The organism is Pseudomonas putida NBRC 14164 (genome assembly GCF_000412675.1).
In the GTDB taxonomy this organism is placed as follows: Bacteria; Pseudomonadota; Gammaproteobacteria; order Pseudomonadales; family Pseudomonadaceae; genus Aquipseudomonas; species Aquipseudomonas putida.
This window is the reverse complement of record NC_021505.1, coordinates 2,027,780-2,043,731: the sequence shown is the minus strand read 5'-3', so window position 1 is coordinate 2,043,731 and position 15,952 is coordinate 2,027,780. Positions and strand designations below refer to the sequence as shown.

At 63.5% G+C, this 15,952-nt stretch carries 16 protein-coding genes; 9 read left to right on the top strand and 7 right to left on the bottom strand.

Annotation, left to right across the window (positions count from 1 at the left end; genetic code table 11):
* Positions 1–120 precede the first annotated feature (120 nt).
* The 6 genes from tusD (at position 121) to PP4_RS08925 (ending at position 3,569) form a co-directional block, all read left to right on the top strand.
* Complete coding sequence (gene tusD, locus PP4_RS08950; RefSeq protein WP_016498868.1) at positions 121–513, top strand: sulfurtransferase complex subunit TusD; 393 nt, start codon at positions 121–123, stop codon at positions 511–513.
* A 1-nt stretch (position 514) separates the two neighbouring features.
* On the top strand, positions 515–874 hold the full coding sequence (gene tusC, locus PP4_RS08945; protein WP_016498867.1) for a sulfurtransferase complex subunit TusC: 360 nt from the start codon (positions 515–517) through the stop codon (positions 872–874).
* Positions 874–1,170, top strand: coding sequence for a sulfurtransferase complex subunit TusB (gene tusB / locus PP4_RS08940; protein WP_016498866.1), 297 nt, complete (start codon positions 874–876; stop codon positions 1,168–1,170). Before tusC ends, tusB begins: the two co-directional genes overlap by 1 nt.
* On the top strand, positions 1,167–1,502 hold the full coding sequence (locus PP4_RS08935; protein ID WP_016498865.1) for a TusE/DsrC/DsvC family sulfur relay protein: 336 nt from the start codon (positions 1,167–1,169) through the stop codon (positions 1,500–1,502). The genes tusB and PP4_RS08935 overlap by 4 nt, the downstream gene beginning before the upstream one ends.
* Before the next feature lie 11 nt (positions 1,503–1,513).
* Complete coding sequence (locus PP4_RS08930; RefSeq protein WP_041167993.1) at positions 1,514–2,515, top strand: glycosyl transferase family protein; 1,002 nt, start codon at positions 1,514–1,516, stop codon at positions 2,513–2,515.
* 94 nt (positions 2,516–2,609) lie between these two features.
* Positions 2,610–3,569: a glutathione S-transferase family protein gene (locus PP4_RS08925; RefSeq protein WP_016498863.1), complete on the top strand. Its 960-nt coding sequence runs from the start codon at positions 2,610–2,612 to the stop codon at positions 3,567–3,569.
* Between the two features lie 129 nt (positions 3,570–3,698).
* Here PP4_RS08925 and cysG read toward each other — a convergent pair whose 3' ends face one another.
* The 6 genes from cysG to PP4_RS08895 form a co-directional block, all read right to left on the bottom strand.
* Positions 3,699–5,090 (bottom strand): siroheme synthase CysG, encoded by a 1,392-nt coding sequence (cysG, locus tag PP4_RS08920; RefSeq protein WP_016498862.1) that lies wholly within the window; start codon positions 5,088–5,090, stop codon positions 3,699–3,701.
* Positions 5,091–6,371, bottom strand: coding sequence for a serine--tRNA ligase (gene serS, locus PP4_RS08915; RefSeq protein WP_016498861.1), 1,281 nt, complete (start codon positions 6,369–6,371; stop codon positions 5,091–5,093). It abuts the gene before it with no gap.
* Between the two features lie 30 nt (positions 6,372–6,401).
* Positions 6,402–6,776 carry a fluoride efflux transporter CrcB gene (gene crcB, locus PP4_RS08910; protein WP_016498860.1) on the bottom strand — a complete coding sequence of 125 codons (375 nt, stop codon included), beginning with the start codon at positions 6,774–6,776 and terminating at the stop codon, positions 6,402–6,404.
* Complete coding sequence (locus PP4_RS08905) at positions 6,773–8,098, bottom strand: replication-associated recombination protein A (protein ID WP_016498859.1); 1,326 nt, start codon at positions 8,096–8,098, stop codon at positions 6,773–6,775. Before PP4_RS08905 ends, crcB begins: the two co-directional genes overlap by 4 nt.
* 12 nt (positions 8,099–8,110) lie before the next feature.
* Positions 8,111–8,734 (bottom strand): outer membrane lipoprotein chaperone LolA, encoded by a 624-nt coding sequence (lolA, locus tag PP4_RS08900; RefSeq protein WP_041167665.1) that lies wholly within the window; start codon positions 8,732–8,734, stop codon positions 8,111–8,113.
* Between the two features lie 62 nt (positions 8,735–8,796).
* Positions 8,797–11,283, bottom strand: coding sequence for a DNA translocase FtsK (locus PP4_RS08895; protein WP_162471773.1), 2,487 nt, complete (start codon positions 11,281–11,283; stop codon positions 8,797–8,799).
* Between the two features lie 442 nt (positions 11,284–11,725).
* Here PP4_RS08895 and aat point away from each other — a divergent pair, with 442 nt between their 5' ends.
* From aat to infA, 3 genes are all read left to right on the top strand, one after another.
* A complete protein-coding gene (gene aat, locus PP4_RS08890) occupies positions 11,726–12,406 on the top strand; it encodes a leucyl/phenylalanyl-tRNA--protein transferase (RefSeq protein WP_016498856.1) in 681 nt (226 codons plus the stop codon).
* 56 nt (positions 12,407–12,462) lie between these two features.
* Positions 12,463–13,170 (top strand): arginyltransferase, encoded by a 708-nt coding sequence (locus PP4_RS08885; protein WP_016498855.1) that lies wholly within the window; start codon positions 12,463–12,465, stop codon positions 13,168–13,170.
* Positions 13,171–13,271: 101 nt separating this feature from the next.
* Complete coding sequence (infA, locus tag PP4_RS08880) at positions 13,272–13,490, top strand: translation initiation factor IF-1 (RefSeq protein ID WP_002553999.1); 219 nt, start codon at positions 13,272–13,274, stop codon at positions 13,488–13,490.
* Positions 13,491–13,662: 172 nt separating this feature from the next.
* On the opposite strand, the gene clpA is transcribed toward infA, so the two are convergent.
* Positions 13,663–15,933, bottom strand: a complete 2,271-nt coding sequence (clpA, locus tag PP4_RS08875; RefSeq protein WP_016498854.1) for an ATP-dependent Clp protease ATP-binding subunit ClpA — start codon at positions 15,931–15,933, stop codon at positions 13,663–13,665.
* Between the last annotated feature and the right edge of the window lie 19 nt (positions 15,934–15,952).

Genomic DNA, 15,952 nt, shown 5'->3' with positions numbered 1-15,952 from the left:
AAGGCCGCTCCCACAGGGGCGCGTAGGGCACACGGATACATAGAAAGCCCGCGCCGCTTGCACAAGCGGGCGCGGGCTTTTTTGCTTTATCATGGCGGCATTCCTTTGCATGAGTTAGCCATGAAATTCGCTATCGCGGTGTTCTCCCCGGCCCATGCGCCCTCCTCGCGGCGCGCCTTGCGCTACGCCGAGGCGGTGCTGGCCGGCGGGCATGAGATTGCCCGGCTGTTCTTTTATCAGGACGGGGTGCACAGTGCCTCGGCCAACGTGGTCGCGCCCCAGGACGAACTGGATGTGGCCAGCCAATGGCGTGCCTTTATCGAGACTCACCAGCTGGACGCCGTGGTGTGCATCGCCGCCGCCCTGCGCCGTGGCGTGCTCGACGAGGCCGAAGCCAACCGTTACCAACGCCCGGCGGTGAACCTGCCCAAACCTTGGGAACTGTCGGGGCTTGGCCAGCTGCATGAAGCGGCGCAGGTTGCCGACCGCCTTGTCTGCTTTGGAGGCGACTGAAATGGCCAAATCCTTGTTGATCATCAGCCGTCAGGCCCCCTGGAATGGCCCATCAGCCCGCGAAGCGCTGGACATCGCCCTGGCCGGCGGGGCCTTCGACCTGCCGCTGGGCATGCTGTTTCTCGACGACGGGGTGTTCCAGCTCGCTCCCGGCCAGCAACCCACCGCCGTGCAACAGAAGAACCTGGCCGCCAACCTGCAGGCGCTGCCGATGTTCGGTGTCGAGGAGCTGTTCGCCTGCAGCCACAGCCTCACCCGCCGCGGCCTGGCAGTCGATGCCCTGGCGCTGCCGGTGCAAGTGCTGGATGACGCGGCCCTTGCCGCGCTGATCGCCCGTTTCGACCAGGTGGTAACGCTCTGATGACAACCCTGCATGTAATTGCCCACTCCCCGTTTGGCGACGAGCGCCTGGCCAGCTGCCTGCGCCTGCTCGGCACCGACGACGCGTTGCTGCTATGCGGCGATGCGGTGTATGCCCTGCGCAGCGGCAGCGAGCCGCACCGCCAGCTGCAAGCTGCCGGCCTGGCCCAGCGCCTGTTCGCCCTGGACGAGGATGTGCAAGCCCGCGCGGTCGACAACGACTTGGCCAAGGCCGTGGACTACGCCGGGTTCGTCGAACTGTCGCTGCATTACGACAAGGTCAACAGCTGGCTATGAGTACGCTCAACGTTGGCGATCAGGCGATCGCCCTGGACAAGGACGGTTTTTTGGTCGACCTGCAAGACTGGTCCCGCGCCGCCGCCGAGGCTTTGGCCGAGCGCGAGGGTATCCCATTGACGGCGGACCATTGGGAAATCCTCGAACTGCTGCGCCAGTTCTACCAGGAATACCAGCTGTCCCCGGCCACGCGCCCGCTGATCAAGTACGCGGCCCTGAAGCTGGGCCCGGAAAAGGGCAACAGCCCGCACCTGAACCGCCTGTTCAATGGCACCCCCGCCAAACTTGCCGCCAAGCTGGCGGGCCTGCCCAAGCCGACCAACTGCATATGACCCAGCCCCTCTTGAATGAAGTTCGTCCCCTTACCCTGGAGACCCCCGCCGAACACCCGTTCGCTGAATTCGTGCGCATTCTTGGCAAAGGCAAGCGCGGCGCGCGCGGCCTGACCCGCGAAGAAGCCCGCGCGGCGATGACCCTGCTGCTGGAAGGCAAGGTCGAAGACACCCAGCTGGGGGCCTTCCTCATGCTGCTGCGCCACAAGGAAGAAAGCGCCGAAGAGCTGGCCGGCTTCACCGAGGCCCTGCGCGCCCACCTGCAGGCACCGAGCATTGCGGTGGACCTGGACTGGCCCACCTACGCCGGCAAGAAGCGCCACCTGCCCTGGTACCTGCTGGCGGCCAAGTGCCTGGCCGGCAATGGCGTGCGCATCCTGATGCACGGCGGCGGCGCACACACTGCCGGGCGCATGTACAGCGAGCAACTGCTCGACCTGCTGCAAATCCCGCTATGCCGCGACTGGGCCGCCGTCGGCAACGCCCTCGACCAGCACCAATTGGCGTTCTTCCCGCTGCACGACTGGGCGCCGCAGTTGCAGCGCATGATCGACCTGCGCAACACCTTGGGCCTGCGCTCGCCCATTCATTCGCTGGCCCGGGTACTTAACCCGCTGGGCGCACGCTGTGGCCTGCAAAGCATTTTCCACCCTGGTTACCAGGCCGTGCACCGTGAGGCCAGCCGCCTGCTGGGCGACCATGCTGTGGTGATCAAGGGCGATGGCGGCGAGATCGAGGTCAACCCCGATGTCATCAGCCACCTCTACGGCACCACGGCGGGCGAAGCGTGGGACGAAGAGTGGCCAGCACTGAGCGAGCGCCGCCATGTCAAACCGGGCAGCCTGCAGGCCGAGCACCTGTGCGCGTTCTGGCGCGGTGAAGTGGAAGACAGTTATGGCGAAAAGGCCCTGATCGCGACCATGGCCCTGGCCCTGCGTGGCCTGGGGCAAGACCGCGAACAGGCATTCACGACAGCGCAGGGCTACTGGGATACGCGGAATAGATCGATTTAGCCGATAATAGCACCCCGATATTTGCGCTATTTGTTCGAACGATTTGGCCTAGACTGGGCTCCAACGACAAACAACTTTGTTTCAGGAGCTCACCATGGGCCTTTTGATCGACGGCCGCTGGCACGACCAGTGGTATGAAAACGGCAAGGACGGTACGTTCAAACGCGAAAACGCTCAGCGCCGCAATCAGCTGCCCGCCCCGGAGGCTGGCCGTTACCACCTTTACGTCTCGCTGGCCTGCCCATGGGCCCACCGCACCCTGATCTTGCGTGCCCTGAAAGGCCTTGAGCCACTGATCGATGTGTCGGTGGTCAGCTGGTTGATGCAAGACAATGGCTGGACCTTCGACCAGCAGCAAGGGTCCAGCGGTGACCACCTTGACGGCCTGCAGTACCTGCACCAGCGCTATACCCAGGATGACCCGCATTACACCGGCCGCGTCACCGTGCCCGTGTTGTGGGACAAGCAAGAGAAACGCATCGTCAACAACGAGTCGTCGGAGATCATCCGTATCTTCAACAGCGCGTTCAACGAGCTGACCGGCAATATGCTGGACCTCTACCCCGAGCCACTGCGGCCGACCATCGAGGCATTGAACGAGCGCATTTACCCGGCGGTGAACAATGGCGTGTACCGCGCAGGCTTTGCCACCACGCAAGACGCCTACGAGGCAGCCTTCGACGACGTGTTCAACGAGCTGGATCATCTGGAAGACGTGCTGAGCCGTAACCGCTACCTGGCCGGTGAGTACCTGACCGAGGCCGATGTACGCCTGTTTACCACGCTGGTGCGCTTCGATGCGGTGTACCACGGGCACTTCAAGTGCAACCTGCGCCGCCTGAGTGACTATCACAACCTGTCGAACTGGCTGCGTGAGCTGTACCAGTGGCCAGGGGTGGCGGGGACGGTGGATATGGAGCATATCCAGAAGCACTATTACATGAGCCACAAGACCATCAACCCGACCGGGATCGTGCCTAAGGGGCCGTTGCAGGACTTTGGCTTGCCGCATGATCGAGAGAAGTTGGTGGGGAAAGGGATCTGGCAGGCTTGAGATAGCCGGGGCTGCTTTGCAGCCCATCGCAGCACAAGGCTGCTCCTACAGGAATCACGCAGGGCTTCACGCGACCCCTGTAGGAGCAGCCTTGTGCTGCGAATGGGCCGCAAAGCGGCCCCGACAATTTCAGCTGTTCTGCGAACCTTCGAACCAGGCCAGCTTGTCACGCAACTGCACCACTTCCCCCACAATCACCAGGGTCGGCGCATGCACTTCATGCCGGGCCACCAGCTCTGGCAAGTCCGCCAAAGTACCGGTAAACACCCGCTGGTTACGCGTAGTCCCCTGCTGCACCAACGCCGCCGGGGTACTTGCCGCCCGCCCATGGCGAATCAGCTCGGCACAGATGGTCGGCAAACCGACCAACCCCATGTAGAACACCAAGGTCTGCGCCGGCGCCACCAGGTCATTCCACGGCAGGTTGCTGGTGCCATCCTTCAGGTGCCCGGTGACGAAGCGCACCGACTGGGCGTAGTCGCGGTGAGTCAGCGGTATGCCGCCATAAGCGGAGCAGCCACTGGCCGCCGTAATGCCCGGCACTACCTGGAAAGGGATGCCATGCTCGGCCAGCTCTTCGATCTCTTCGCCACCCCGGCCGAAGATGAACGGGTCGCCACCCTTCAGTCGCAGTACACGCTTGCCCTGCTTGGCCAGATCGACCAGCAGGCGGTTGATCTGGTCCTGCGGCACGGAATGATCGGCGCGGCGCTTGCCCACGTAGATGCGCTCGGCATCACGGCGGCACATCTCGATGATTGCAGGTGCCACCAGGCGGTCGTACAGCACCACGTCGGCCTGCTGCATCAGGCGCAAGGCACGGAAGGTGAGCAAGTCCGGATCGCCCGGGCCCGCACCTACCAGGTACACCTCACCACCCTGCTGCACCGGCGCGCCATCGACCATCGCCTGTAACAGGCGTTCGGCCTCAGCGCCCTGCCCGGCCAGCTGGCGCTCGGCAATCGGCCCCTGGAACACGGTTTCCCAGAAGCCGCGACGCTGGTTGACGTCCGGGTACAAGGTTTTGACCTTGTGCCGGAAACGCGCAGCCAGCCCGGCCAGCTCACCATAGGCCGACGGAATCCAGGCCTCCAGCTTGGCGCGGATCAAACGCGCCAACACCGGGGCGTCACCGCCACTGGATACCGCAATCACCAGCGGTGAACGGTCGACAATCGCCGGGAAGATCACCGTGCACAGGGCCGGGGCATCCACCACGTTGACTGGCAGGCTGAGTGCCTGGGCATCCGCCGACACCTGGGCATTCAGCCCAGGGTCGTCGGTAGCCGCGATCACCAGCCGGCAACCGACCAGGTCGGCTGCCTGATAGCCACGCACCAGCACCTCACCGCCACCTTCCCGGGCCAACGCAGCCAACTCGCCGTCGACATCCGGCGCCACCACGCGCAGCTCGCTACCGGCATCCGCCAGCAGGCGCGCCTTGCGCAAGGCGATCTCACCGCCACCGACGACCAGCACGCGGCCGCCCTGCAGCTTGTGGAACAGCGGCAGGTAATCCATTTAGCGGATGACCTCGACGCCGCCCATGTACGGCTTCAGCACGTCTGGCACACGGATCGAGCCGTCAGCCTGCTGGTAGTTTTCCAGCACGGCAACCAAGGTACGGCCTACGGCCAGGCCGGAGCCGTTGAGGGTGTGCACCAGCTCTGGCTTGCCGGTTTCCGGGTTGCGCCAGCGGGCCTGCATGCGGCGTGCCTGGAAGTCGCCACAGTTGGAGCACGAGCTGATTTCGCGGTACTTGTCCTGGCTCGGTACCCACACTTCCAGGTCGTAGGTTTTAACGGCGCCAAAGCCCATGTCGCCGGTGCACAGGGCCAGCACGCGGTACGGCAGCTCCAGCAGCTGCAGCACGCGCTCGGCGTTGGCGGTCAAGCCTTCCAGGGCTTCCATCGACTTGGCCGGCTCCACCACCTGCACCATCTCGACCTTGTCAAACTGGTGCTGGCGGATCATGCCGCGGGTGTCACGGCCAGAAGCACCGGCTTCACTGCGGAAGCAAGGGGTGTGGGCAACCAGTTTCAGCGGCAGCTGCTTGGCGTCGAGGATTTCACCCGCTACCAGGTTGGTCAGCGACACTTCGGCAGTCGGAATCAGGTAGAAGTCAGCTTCACCTTCGCGGGTGATCTTGAACAGGTCTTCCTCGAACTTCGGCAGCTGGCCAGTGCCCTGCAAGGCAGGCGCTTGCACCAGGTACGGGGTGTAGTGCTCCTCGTAGCCGTGCTCGCCGGTGTGCAGGTTGATCATGAACTGCGCCAGGGCGCGGTGCAGGCGGGCAATCGGGCCACGCAGCACGGCAAAGCGGGCGCCAGACAGCTTGGCTGCGGCCTCGAAGTCCAGGCCACCGCTGACTTCACCGAGGGCGACGTGGTCCTTGATTGCGAAGTCAAAGGCGGTCGGCGTACCCCAACGGCGCACTTCGACGTTGTCGTCTTCGCTGGCACCGACCGGTACGCTGGCGTCCGGCAGGTTGGGGATGGTCAGCAGGATACCGTCCAGTTCGGCCTGAATGCCGTCCAGCTCAGTCTTGCCGGCCGCCAGTTCGTTGGCCATGCGCTCGACGTCGGCCATCAGTGGCGCGATGTCTTCGCCCTTGGCCTTGGCCTGGCCGATAGACTTGGAACGAGCGTTACGCTCAGCCTGCAGCTGCTCGGTGCGGGTCTGCACCGCCTTGCGGCGCTCTTCCAGTGATTCGATGCGCGCGACATCCAGGATATAGCCACGGGAGGCCAGGCGTTGCGCCACTTCCTGAAGTTGGCCGCGTAACAGTTTGGAATCGAGCATATCGTTCTCTCGTTATAGGTAGGTGTTGGTTCAGAATCGGGTCAAAGACAGGCCGGCCCAGGTCGCGAGCAGCCCGCCCACCACGCTGATACTGGTATAGCCCAAGGCAAGGGGCACTTGCCCGCTTTCCATAAGGCGCACGGTATCGAGCGAGAAAGAGGAAAAGGTTGTAAGGCCTCCGAGGAAGCCGACAATCAAGCCAGCGCGCAGCTCGACCGGCGCCAGCGGCTTGTGCAAGAACAAGCCATAGAGCAGGCCGATCAGCAGGCAGCCAACCAGGTTGACCGCCAGCGTACCGGCATAGAAGTGCCGTGGCCAGTGGGCCGCTACCCAGTTGGCGGTAGCAAAGCGCAACAAGGTGCCGACGATACCGCCCGCGCTGACGGCGGCAATGAGTGCAATCACGGCTTTCTCCGCTGGCGGGGGCTGTTGCGATCGAGGTCGGCCAGGTGGCGCAGCTTCTCGCCAATCTTCAGTTCCAGGCCACGGGGCACCGGTTGGTAGTACTGGCGTGGCTCCAGCTCATCGGGGAAGTAATCTTCACCGGCGGCGTAGGCATCGGGTTCATCGTGGGCATAACGGTACTCGTCGCCATAGCCCAGTTGTTTCATCAGCTTGGTCGGGGCGTTGCGCAGGTGCAACGGCACTTCCAGCGAGCCATGCTCGGCCGCTTCGCGCAGGGCGGTCTTGAAGCCCATGTACACCGCGTTGCTCTTCGGCGCACAGGCCAGGTAGGTGATGGCCTGCGCCACCGCCAGCTCGCCCTCGGGGCTGCCCAGGCGCTCCTGCACGTCCCAGGCGGCCAGGCACAGGCTGAGCGCGCGCGGGTCGGCGTTGCCGATGTCCTCGCTGGCCATGCGCACCACGCGGCGGGCGATGTACAGCGGGTCGCAACCGCCGTCGAGCATGCGGGCAAACCAGTACAGGGCGCCATCGGGGTTGGAGCCGCGCACCGACTTGTGCAGCGCGGAAATCTGGTCGTAGAACGCCTCGCCGCCCTTGTCGAAGCGGCGACGGCTGTCACCCAGCAGGCTCTGCAGCATCTCGACGTCGATTTCGCTGCCGTCTTCCGCCAGGTCCGAGGCGTTCTCAAGGAAGTTGAGCATGCGCCGGCCATCACCGTCGGCGGCGGCCATCAGCATCTTGAAGGCGTCGTCGCCCACCCGCAGGTTGCGCTTGCCCAGGCCACGCTCTTCGGTCAGCGCACGGTTGACCAGCTTGCGCAAGGCCGCCTCGTCCAGGCTCTTGAGCACATACACCCGCGCCCGCGACAGCAGCGCGTTGTTCAGCTCGAACGACGGGTTCTCGGTGGTGGCGCCGATGAACAGCAGGGTGCCGTCTTCCACATAGGGCAAAAAGGCATCCTGCTGCGACTTGTTGAAGCGGTGCACTTCGTCGACGAACAGGATGGTGCGCCGGCCATACTGGCCGGCCTGCTGCTTGGCCACCTCGACCGCCTGGCGAATCTCTTTGACACCGGCCAGTACCGCCGACACCGTCTCGAAGTGCGCATCGCAGAACTGCGCCAGCAGCCGCGCCAGGGTGGTCTTGCCCACCCCAGGCGGCCCCCAGAAGATCATCGAGTGCAGCGCACCCTGCTCCAGCGCCTCACGCAGCGGTTTGCCGCGTGCCAGCAGGTGCTCCTGGCCGACGTATTCGTCCAGGCTGGACGGGCGCAGGCGGGCGGCCAGGGGCTGGGCGACAGGCTCGCTTCGAAACAGGTCCATGACGAGCTCCGGTTACTCCTTGATCACGTCAGCACCTTTGGGGATGTCGAACTTGAACTTGCTGTCCGGCACCGCCTGGTTGGCCTTGACGCCATTGAACAGGATGTTGGTACGCTGGCCGACGCTGTCGACCAGTTGCATGTCATTGATCAGGCCCTTGCGGAACGACACGCGCAGCGAGTCGAACAGGGTGTCCTTGGTCTTCGGCTTGAGGGTGAAGTCCATGACTTCGCCCTGCTCTTTCGAGGCGATGTCGAAACTCTGGCTGATTTTCGACACGTCGCCGGACAGTAGCAGTGCCGGGGTCTGGTTCAGGCGCACGTCGAGCTTCTTGACGGTAGCCTGTTCCAGGTCCGGGTCCCACAGGGTAACCATCTTGCCATCAGACACCACCACCTGCTCCTGTGGCGCATTGGTGTGCCAGTAGAACAGGCCCGGGCGCTTGACGATCATCTGGCCAGCAGTCTCCTGCAGGCTGGTGCCGTCGGCCCCCAAGGTCAGCTGGGAAAAGTTGGCCTCGATGGTCTGCGACTTCTCCAGCAGCTGGGTCAGGCGTTGTACATCTTGCTCACCGGCAAAAGCCGAAACGCTGCCCAGAGCAAGGGCAGAAACCAACAGCATGCGAATCGCGCGCATGGTAATCCTCATTGAGCATTGAAAAGGCCGGGCGCCATCGTTGGCGCCCGGCAAGGTGTTCATCAGTCGCGCGGGCCGCCCGGGGCAATCACTTCCCGCGAGCCGTTGCTGTTCATCGGGGTGACCACGCCAGCCATTTCCATGGCTTCGATCATGCGGGCGGCGCGGTTGTAACCAATCTTCAGCTTGCGTTGCACGGCCGAGATCGACGCACGGCGGCTTTCCAGCACGAATTGCACGGCCTCATCATACAGGGCGTCGCTTTCCGAATCATCGCCATCGCCACCACCGCCGCCGCCTTCAAAGCCGCTGCCGGCCTCTTCCACGCCGTTGAGGATGTCGTCGTTGTAGTCCGGCGCGCCGCGCAGCTTCCACGCTTCCACTACGCGGTGCACTTCGTCGTCGGAGACGAACGCACCGTGCACGCGGATCGGCAGGCTGGTACCCGGCGGCATGTACAGCATGTCACCGTGGCCCAGCAGCTGCTCGGCGCCACCTTGGTCGATGATGGTGCGCGAGTCGATCTTGCTCGACACCTGGAACGCCATGCGGGTCGGGATGTTGGCCTTGATCAGGCCGGTGATCACGTCCACCGACGGGCGCTGGGTGGCAAGAATCAGGTGGATACCGGCCGCCCGCGCTTTCTGGGCGATACGGGCAATCAGCTCTTCGACCTTCTTGCCGACGATCATCATCATGTCGGCGAATTCGTCGACCACCACCACGATGGTCGGCAGGGTTTTCAGCGCAGGCGGCACGTCGTCCATGCTCTCGCGGCGGAACAGCGGGTCATGGATGACCTCGCCGGCTTCCTCGGCATCCTTGATCTTGCGGTTGAAGCCGCCCAGGTTACGCACGCCCATGGCCGCCATGAGCTTGTAGCGCCGCTCCATCTCGGCCACGCTCCAGCGCAGGGCGTTGGCGGCGTCCTTCATGTCGGTGACCACCGGGCACAGCAAATGCGGGATGCCTTCGTAGATCGACAGTTCGAGCATTTTCGGGTCGATCATGATCAACCGGGCGTCTTCCGGGCCGGATTTGAACAGGATCGACAGGATCATCGCGTTCACACCCACCGATTTACCGGAGCCGGTGGTACCAGCCACCAGCAGGTGCGGCATCTTGGCCAGGTCGGTGATGACCGGCTTGCCGCCGATGTCGTGGCCCAGGGCCAGGGTGACCGGCGATTTCTGCTCGTCGAACTGGGGCGTGGCCAGCACTTCGGAGAAGCGCACCATCTGCCGGTTTTCGTTGGGGATCTCGATACCCACGGTGGTCTTGCCAGGAATGACCTCCACCACCCGCACGCTGGTCACAGCCAGCGAACGCGCCAGGTCCTTGGCCAGGTTGGCGATGCGGCTGACTTTCACCCCAGCGGCCGGCTGAATTTCATAGCGGGTAATCACCGGGCCGGGGTGGATCGAGTCCACCGCCACTTCCACGCCGAATTCCTTGAGCTTGATTTCCAGCAACTGGCCGACACTGGCCAGGGATTCTGGCGAGTACTCGATCTTTTTCTGCTCTGCCGGGTCGAGAATGGAGATCGACGGCAGGGTGCCTTCGATGGCGCTGTCGACGAAGAGCGGCGCCTGCTTCTCTTTCATCACGCGCTTGCTCGGCTCAGGCGCCTTGGCCGCTGCCGGTGGCACGATGGTCGGGCCCGCAGGCTGCTCGCGGGGCACCAGGGCTTCACGCGCCACTACCGGCTCGCGCGGCACCACGGGCTCACGAGCAAGGGTCGGTTCGCGCTGCACAACAGGCTGGGCGGGCGCTTCTTCACGCTTGAAGATACGCTCGCGCAACGCCGGCTTGGCAGGCTCGCGCTTGTCGGCGGCCGTCGGCGGTGCCTTGAAGACTGGCTCGTCCTCACGCAGCTGCGCCTCCAGGCGTTTGCGCTCATTGCGCGCCTCCCACCAGCGGTTGGCGGCGCCCTGCACCAACTCGAACAGGTCGAGGGTGATCTTGCCGGTCAGGTCCATCACCTTGAACCACGACAAATCGGTGAACACGGTCAGGCCGAACAGGAACAGGGCAATGAACATCAGCGTACTGCCCTGCACGTTCAGCAGGTTGCGCGCCAGCTCGCCAAGGCTCTCGCCCAGCGCGCCACCCGCGGAAAACGGCATGCTCGCCGGCGGATGGAAGTGGATATGCGCCAGCGCTGCACCGGACAGCACCAGGAACACCAGGCCGATCAATCGCCAGGAGAACAGCCAGCCGCTCCAGTCCCAAGGCTGATGGCGCTCACGGAAGATCTGCCAGGTCTTGACCGCCAGCAACAGCGGGAAGATGTAGGCGAAGTAACCCAGCACCATGAACAGGATGTCGGCGAAGTAGGCACCGGCCCGCCCGGCGGCGTTCTGCACCTGGTCGACGTTGCTGGTGTGGCTGAAGCCCGGGTCGGAGGTGTCGTAGGTCAGCAGCGCCATCCACAGGTACAGGCACAGGGCGCCGATCGCGATCAACGCACCTTCCTTGAGGCGGTAATGCAGCTGCTGCCGCCACAGGGGCACAGGCAGAGGAGCTGGGGTTGCGGTGGATTTCTTCAAAACGCGTCTATTCCTGCGCGTGGTGCGCGTCCAATAGTGATCGGCCGGCTATGCGGCCAATGAACCACTACTTTTAACATTACTGCCCGCCAGCCGCCATGGCGGCACGCCGCATGGGGGTTTGCCGGGGGCGACTTTCACATGGCTGCAATTTGAGCATGCATTTTCTTTTGTGACAAAGGCTTATGCTGTGTTTTTGCACAGGTGTGACAGCAAATGTAGCGGATGGTGCCTGCGGTTTCATGAATGTGCAGGAAATTGCCTGATTTCCTGGCCTGTGCCGGCCTCTTCGCGGGCTCGCCCGCTCCCACAGGCCTGCGCAAGCCTGAAGACCGTGGGGTTTCTGTGGCAGCGGGCGTGCCCGCGAAGCAGCCAAAGAGATTGACCCTGCTTTTCACCCGCGCCATGCTGCCCTCTCCCCTCCCCCACCGCACGATAGACCATGCTCACCTGGCTGACCCGCGACTCGCTGACCTTCCCGCCCCTGGAAAAGGCCCTGCACGACCCCAACGGGCTGCTTGCCGCTGGCGGCGACCTGAGCCCCGAGCGCCTGGTGCAGGCCTACCGCCATGGCTGCTTCCCGTGGTACCAGGACGGCCAGCCGATCCTGTGGTGGTCACCCGACCCGCGCACGGTGCTGCTGCCCGGCCAACTTCACGTTTCACGGTCGCTGGCCAAGCTGATGCGCCAGGGTCGCTACCAGGTCAGCTTCGACACCGACTTTGCCGCCGTCATCGCTGCCTGCGCCGCACCACGCGACTACGCCGACGGCACCTGGATCACCGACACCATGCGCAACGCCTACTGCGAACTGCACCGCCGTGGCATCGCGCATTCGGTGGAGGTACGCCAGGACGGCGAGCTGGTTGGCGGCCTGTACGGCCTGGCCATGGGCCAGCTGTTTTTCGGCGAATCAATGTTCAGCCGGGCCGACAACGCCTCCAAGGTTGGCTTCGTGACCTTGGTCAACCACCTGCGCGAAGCCGGTTTCGTGCTGATCGACTGCCAGATGCCCACCAACCACCTGCACAGCCTGGGCGCCCACGCCATCAGCCGCGCCGAGTTCGCCGGCTACCTGGCACGCCACCTCGACCAACCCAACAGCGCAACGTGGGTTGCCTAGGCGAGTTGCCATAGCTGGCTTACACTTAAAACAAAGTCTCACCGAAGGGGTTGATCATGACAGAGTTGGCGCGGTTGAAGTTTTATGCCACTCAGCCCCACTCCTGCAGCTACCTGCCTGACGAGCAGGCGACCACGCTGTTCCTCGACCCCAGCCAGCCGATGGACGTGAACGTGTACGCCGATCTGTCGGAAATGGGCTTTCGGCGCAGTGGCGACCACCTGTACCGCCCCCACTGCCAGAACTGCAACGCCTGTGTGCCGGCGCGCATCCCGGCGGCGCGCTTCATTCCCAACCGCCAGCAACGGCGCATTCTCAAGCGCAACACCGACCTGACCGTGAGCGCTGCGCGCCCGACGTTCAAGGAAGAATACTTCGAGTTGTACCGGCGCTATATCGAAACGCGCCACGCCGACGGTGACATGTACCCGCCCAGCCGCGACCAGTTTTCTACCTTTCTGGTGCGCGACCTGCCGTTCTGCTGGTTCTACGAGTTCCGCCTGGAAGGCCGTTTGCTGGCGGTGGCAGTGTGCGACCTGCTGCCCAATGGCCTGTCGGCGGTGTACACCTTCTACGAGCCGGACGAGGAGCGACGCAGCCTTGGCCGCTTCGCCATCCTCTGGCAGATCACCGAGGCCGTGCGCCAGGACCTGGAAGCGGTTTACCTGGGCTACTGGATCAAGAACTGCAAGAAAATGAACTACAAGACGCAGTATCGGCCCATCGAGTTGCTGATAAACCAGCGCTGGGTCACCCTCAACTGAAAGCATTGGCTTGACACGCAGATTTCCGGCATAATCGGCGCCACTTTTTTGCCCGGTGCGGATATGCGTCGGGCTAACACTGGATCCGAGGGCTCAACTGCATGTCGAAAGAAGACAGCTTCGAAATGGAAGGTACTGTCGTCGACACCCTGCCCAACACCATGTTCCGCGTGGAGTTGGAAAACGGGCACGTCGTAACCGCGCACATCTCCGGAAAGATGCGCAAAAACTACATCCGTATTCTCACTGGCGACAAGGTCCGCGTCGAGCTGACGCCGTACGACCTGAGCAAGGGCCGCATCACTTACCGTGCGCGCTAAGCTCCAGCCATGAAAAAGCCCGGCCATGTGCCGGGCTTTTTTGTGCCTTCATGATTGCAGTATTGCGTCGCCTTCTGTGGGAGCGGGCGTGCCCGCGAAGCAGACTCCGCGGTGCATGGCACCGGCTTCGCCGGTGTTCGCGGGCACGCCCGCTCCCACAGGGGCCCCGCTATCAGGCAACCTCAGCCGTGGTCTCGAAGTCGAACACCAGTTCGTCATCGCGCAGGTCGATGTGCACCACACCGCCATGCTCGGCCAGTTCACCAAACAGGATCTCCTCGGCCAGCGGCCGTTTGATCTTGTCCTGGATCAACCGCGCCATCGGCCGCGCACCCATCTGCACGTCGTAGCCCGACGCCGCCAGCCAGCCGCGTGCCTCATCGCTGACTTCCAGCAGCACACGCTTGTCCTCCAGCTGCGCCTGCAGTTCGATAAGGAACTTGTCGACGATGCTTTTGATCGTTTCGTGGCTCAGGCGGCCGAACTGGATGATGGTGTCCAGGCGGTTGCGGAACTCTGGCGTGAAGCTCTTGCGGATGACTTCCATGGCATCGGACGCATGGTCCTGATGGGTGAAGCCGATCGAGGCCCGTGCCGCGGTTTCCGCGCCAGCGTTGGTGGTCATGATCAGGATCACGTTACGGAAGTCGGCCTTGCGCCCGTTGTTGTCGGTCAGGGTCCCGTGGTCCATCACCTGCAGCAGCAAGTTGAAGACTTCCGGGTGGGCCTTCTCGATTTCATCGAGCAGCAATACGCAATGCGGTTGCTTGGTAATCGCCTCGGTCAGCAAACCACCCTGGTCAAAGCCAACGTAACCAGGAGGCGCACCGATCAGGCGCGACACGGTGTGGCGCTCCATGTACTCGGACATGTCGAAACGCACCAGCTCCACGCCCAGCGCCTTGGCCAGCTGCCGCGCCGCTTCCGTCTTGCCGACGCCGGTAGGGCCAGCGAACAGGAACGAACCGACAGGCTTGTCTGGCGACTTGAGGCCAGCGCGGGACAGCTTGATGGCGGTAGACAGCGAATCGATGGCCTGGTCCTGACCGAACACGGTCAGTTTCAGGTCACGCTCGAGGTTACGCAGCAACTCCTTGTCGGAACTGCTGACATGTTTCGGCGGAATTCGCGCGATCTTGGCGACGATATCCTCGACCTGCGGCACGTCGATGCGCTTGACGCGGTTGGCCTCCGGTTGCAGGCGCTGGTAGGCACCGGCTTCGTCGATCACGTCGATGGCCTTGTCCGGCATGTGCCGGTCATTGATGTAACGCGAGGCCAGTTCGGCGGCGGCGCGCAGGGCTTCGTCGCTGTATTCGATATTGTGGTGGCTTTCGAAGCGCCCCTTCAGGCCGCGCAGAATACCCACGGTGTCTTCGACCGACGGCTCGCTGACATCCACCTTCTGGAAACGCCGTGCCAGGGCACGATCCTTCTCGAAGATGCCCCGGAACTCCTGGAAGGTGGTCGAGCCAATGCAACGGATCTCACCCGACGACAGCAACGGCTTGAGCAGGTTGGAGGCATCCATCACCCCGCCTGACGCCGCACCGGCACCGATGATGGTGTGGATTTCGTCGATGAACAGGATCGCCTGCGGGCGTTTGCGCAGCTCACCGAGCAGCGCCTTGAAGCGCTTCTCGAAGTCGCCGCGGTACTTGGTACCGGCCAGCAGTGCGCCAAGGTCGAGGGAGTACACGACACTCTGCGCCAGCAGGTCGGGCACCTGGCCATCGACAATGCGCTTGGCCAGGCCTTCGGCGATGGCCGTCTTGCCCACGCCAGCCTCACCCACCAGCAGCGGGTTGTTCTTGCGCCGACGGGCAAGGATTTGCGCCACCCGCTCAACTTCCTGCTCGCGGCCTACCAACGGGTCGATACGGCCGGCACGGGCCAGTTCGTTCAAGTTGCTGGCATAGGCGTCCAGCGGGTTGCTCGAAGAGGAGGCTTCACCGCCCTCATCGTCCTGCATTTCCTGGTCGCTGTCAGACTGCGAGCCATGCCCCGGCACCTTGGAGATGCCATGGGCGATGTAGTTGACCACGTCGATGCGGGCCACGCTCTGCTGCTTGAGCAGGAACACGGCCTGGCTTTCCTGTTCGCTGAAGATCGCCACCAGCACGTTGGCGCCGGTCACTTCGCGCTTGCCAGAGCTTTGCACGTGGAACACGGCACGCTGCAGTACGCGCTGGAAGCCCAGGGTCGGCTGGGTTTCACGGTCTTCATCGTTGACAGGAATCAACGGCGTGGTGGAATCGATGAACTCTTGCAGGTCGTGCTTGAGCTTGTCGAGATTGGCGCCACAGGCGCGCAGAACGGTCGCGGCAGCCTCATTGTCAAGGAGTGCCAGCAGCAGATGTTCGACGGTCATGAACTCATGACGTTTCGAACGGGCCTCCTTGAAGGCCAGATTGAGGGTGACTTCGAGCTCGCGGTTTAACATAGCTTCACCTCATACCCAA

Bases quoted from the DNA above. Each gene is read 5' to 3' on its own strand.
- tusD (WP_016498868.1), top strand. From the start codon at position 121: ATGAAATTCGCTATCGCGGTGTTCTCCCCGGCCCATGCGCCCTCCTCG.
- tusC (WP_016498867.1), top strand. From the start codon at position 515: ATGGCCAAATCCTTGTTGATCATCAGCCGTCAGGCCCCCTGGAATGGC.
- tusB (WP_016498866.1), top strand. From the start codon at position 874: ATGACAACCCTGCATGTAATTGCCCACTCCCCGTTTGGCGACGAGCGC.
- PP4_RS08935 (WP_016498865.1), top strand. From the start codon at position 1,167: ATGAGTACGCTCAACGTTGGCGATCAGGCGATCGCCCTGGACAAGGAC.
- PP4_RS08925 (WP_016498863.1), top strand. From the start codon at position 2,610: ATGGGCCTTTTGATCGACGGCCGCTGGCACGACCAGTGGTATGAAAAC.
- cysG (WP_016498862.1), bottom strand. From the start codon at position 5,090: ATGGATTACCTGCCGCTGTTCCACAAGCTGCAGGGCGGCCGCGTGCTG.
- serS (WP_016498861.1), bottom strand. From the start codon at position 6,371: ATGCTCGATTCCAAACTGTTACGCGGCCAACTTCAGGAAGTGGCGCAA.
- PP4_RS08905 (WP_016498859.1), bottom strand. From the start codon at position 8,098: ATGGACCTGTTTCGAAGCGAGCCTGTCGCCCAGCCCCTGGCCGCCCGC.
- lolA (WP_041167665.1), bottom strand. From the start codon at position 8,734: ATGCGCGCGATTCGCATGCTGTTGGTTTCTGCCCTTGCTCTGGGCAGC.
- aat (WP_016498856.1), top strand. From the start codon at position 11,726: ATGCTCACCTGGCTGACCCGCGACTCGCTGACCTTCCCGCCCCTGGAA.
- PP4_RS08885 (WP_016498855.1), top strand. From the start codon at position 12,463: ATGACAGAGTTGGCGCGGTTGAAGTTTTATGCCACTCAGCCCCACTCC.
- infA (WP_002553999.1), top strand. From the start codon at position 13,272: ATGTCGAAAGAAGACAGCTTCGAAATGGAAGGTACTGTCGTCGACACC.
- clpA (WP_016498854.1), bottom strand. From the start codon at position 15,933: ATGTTAAACCGCGAGCTCGAAGTCACCCTCAATCTGGCCTTCAAGGAG.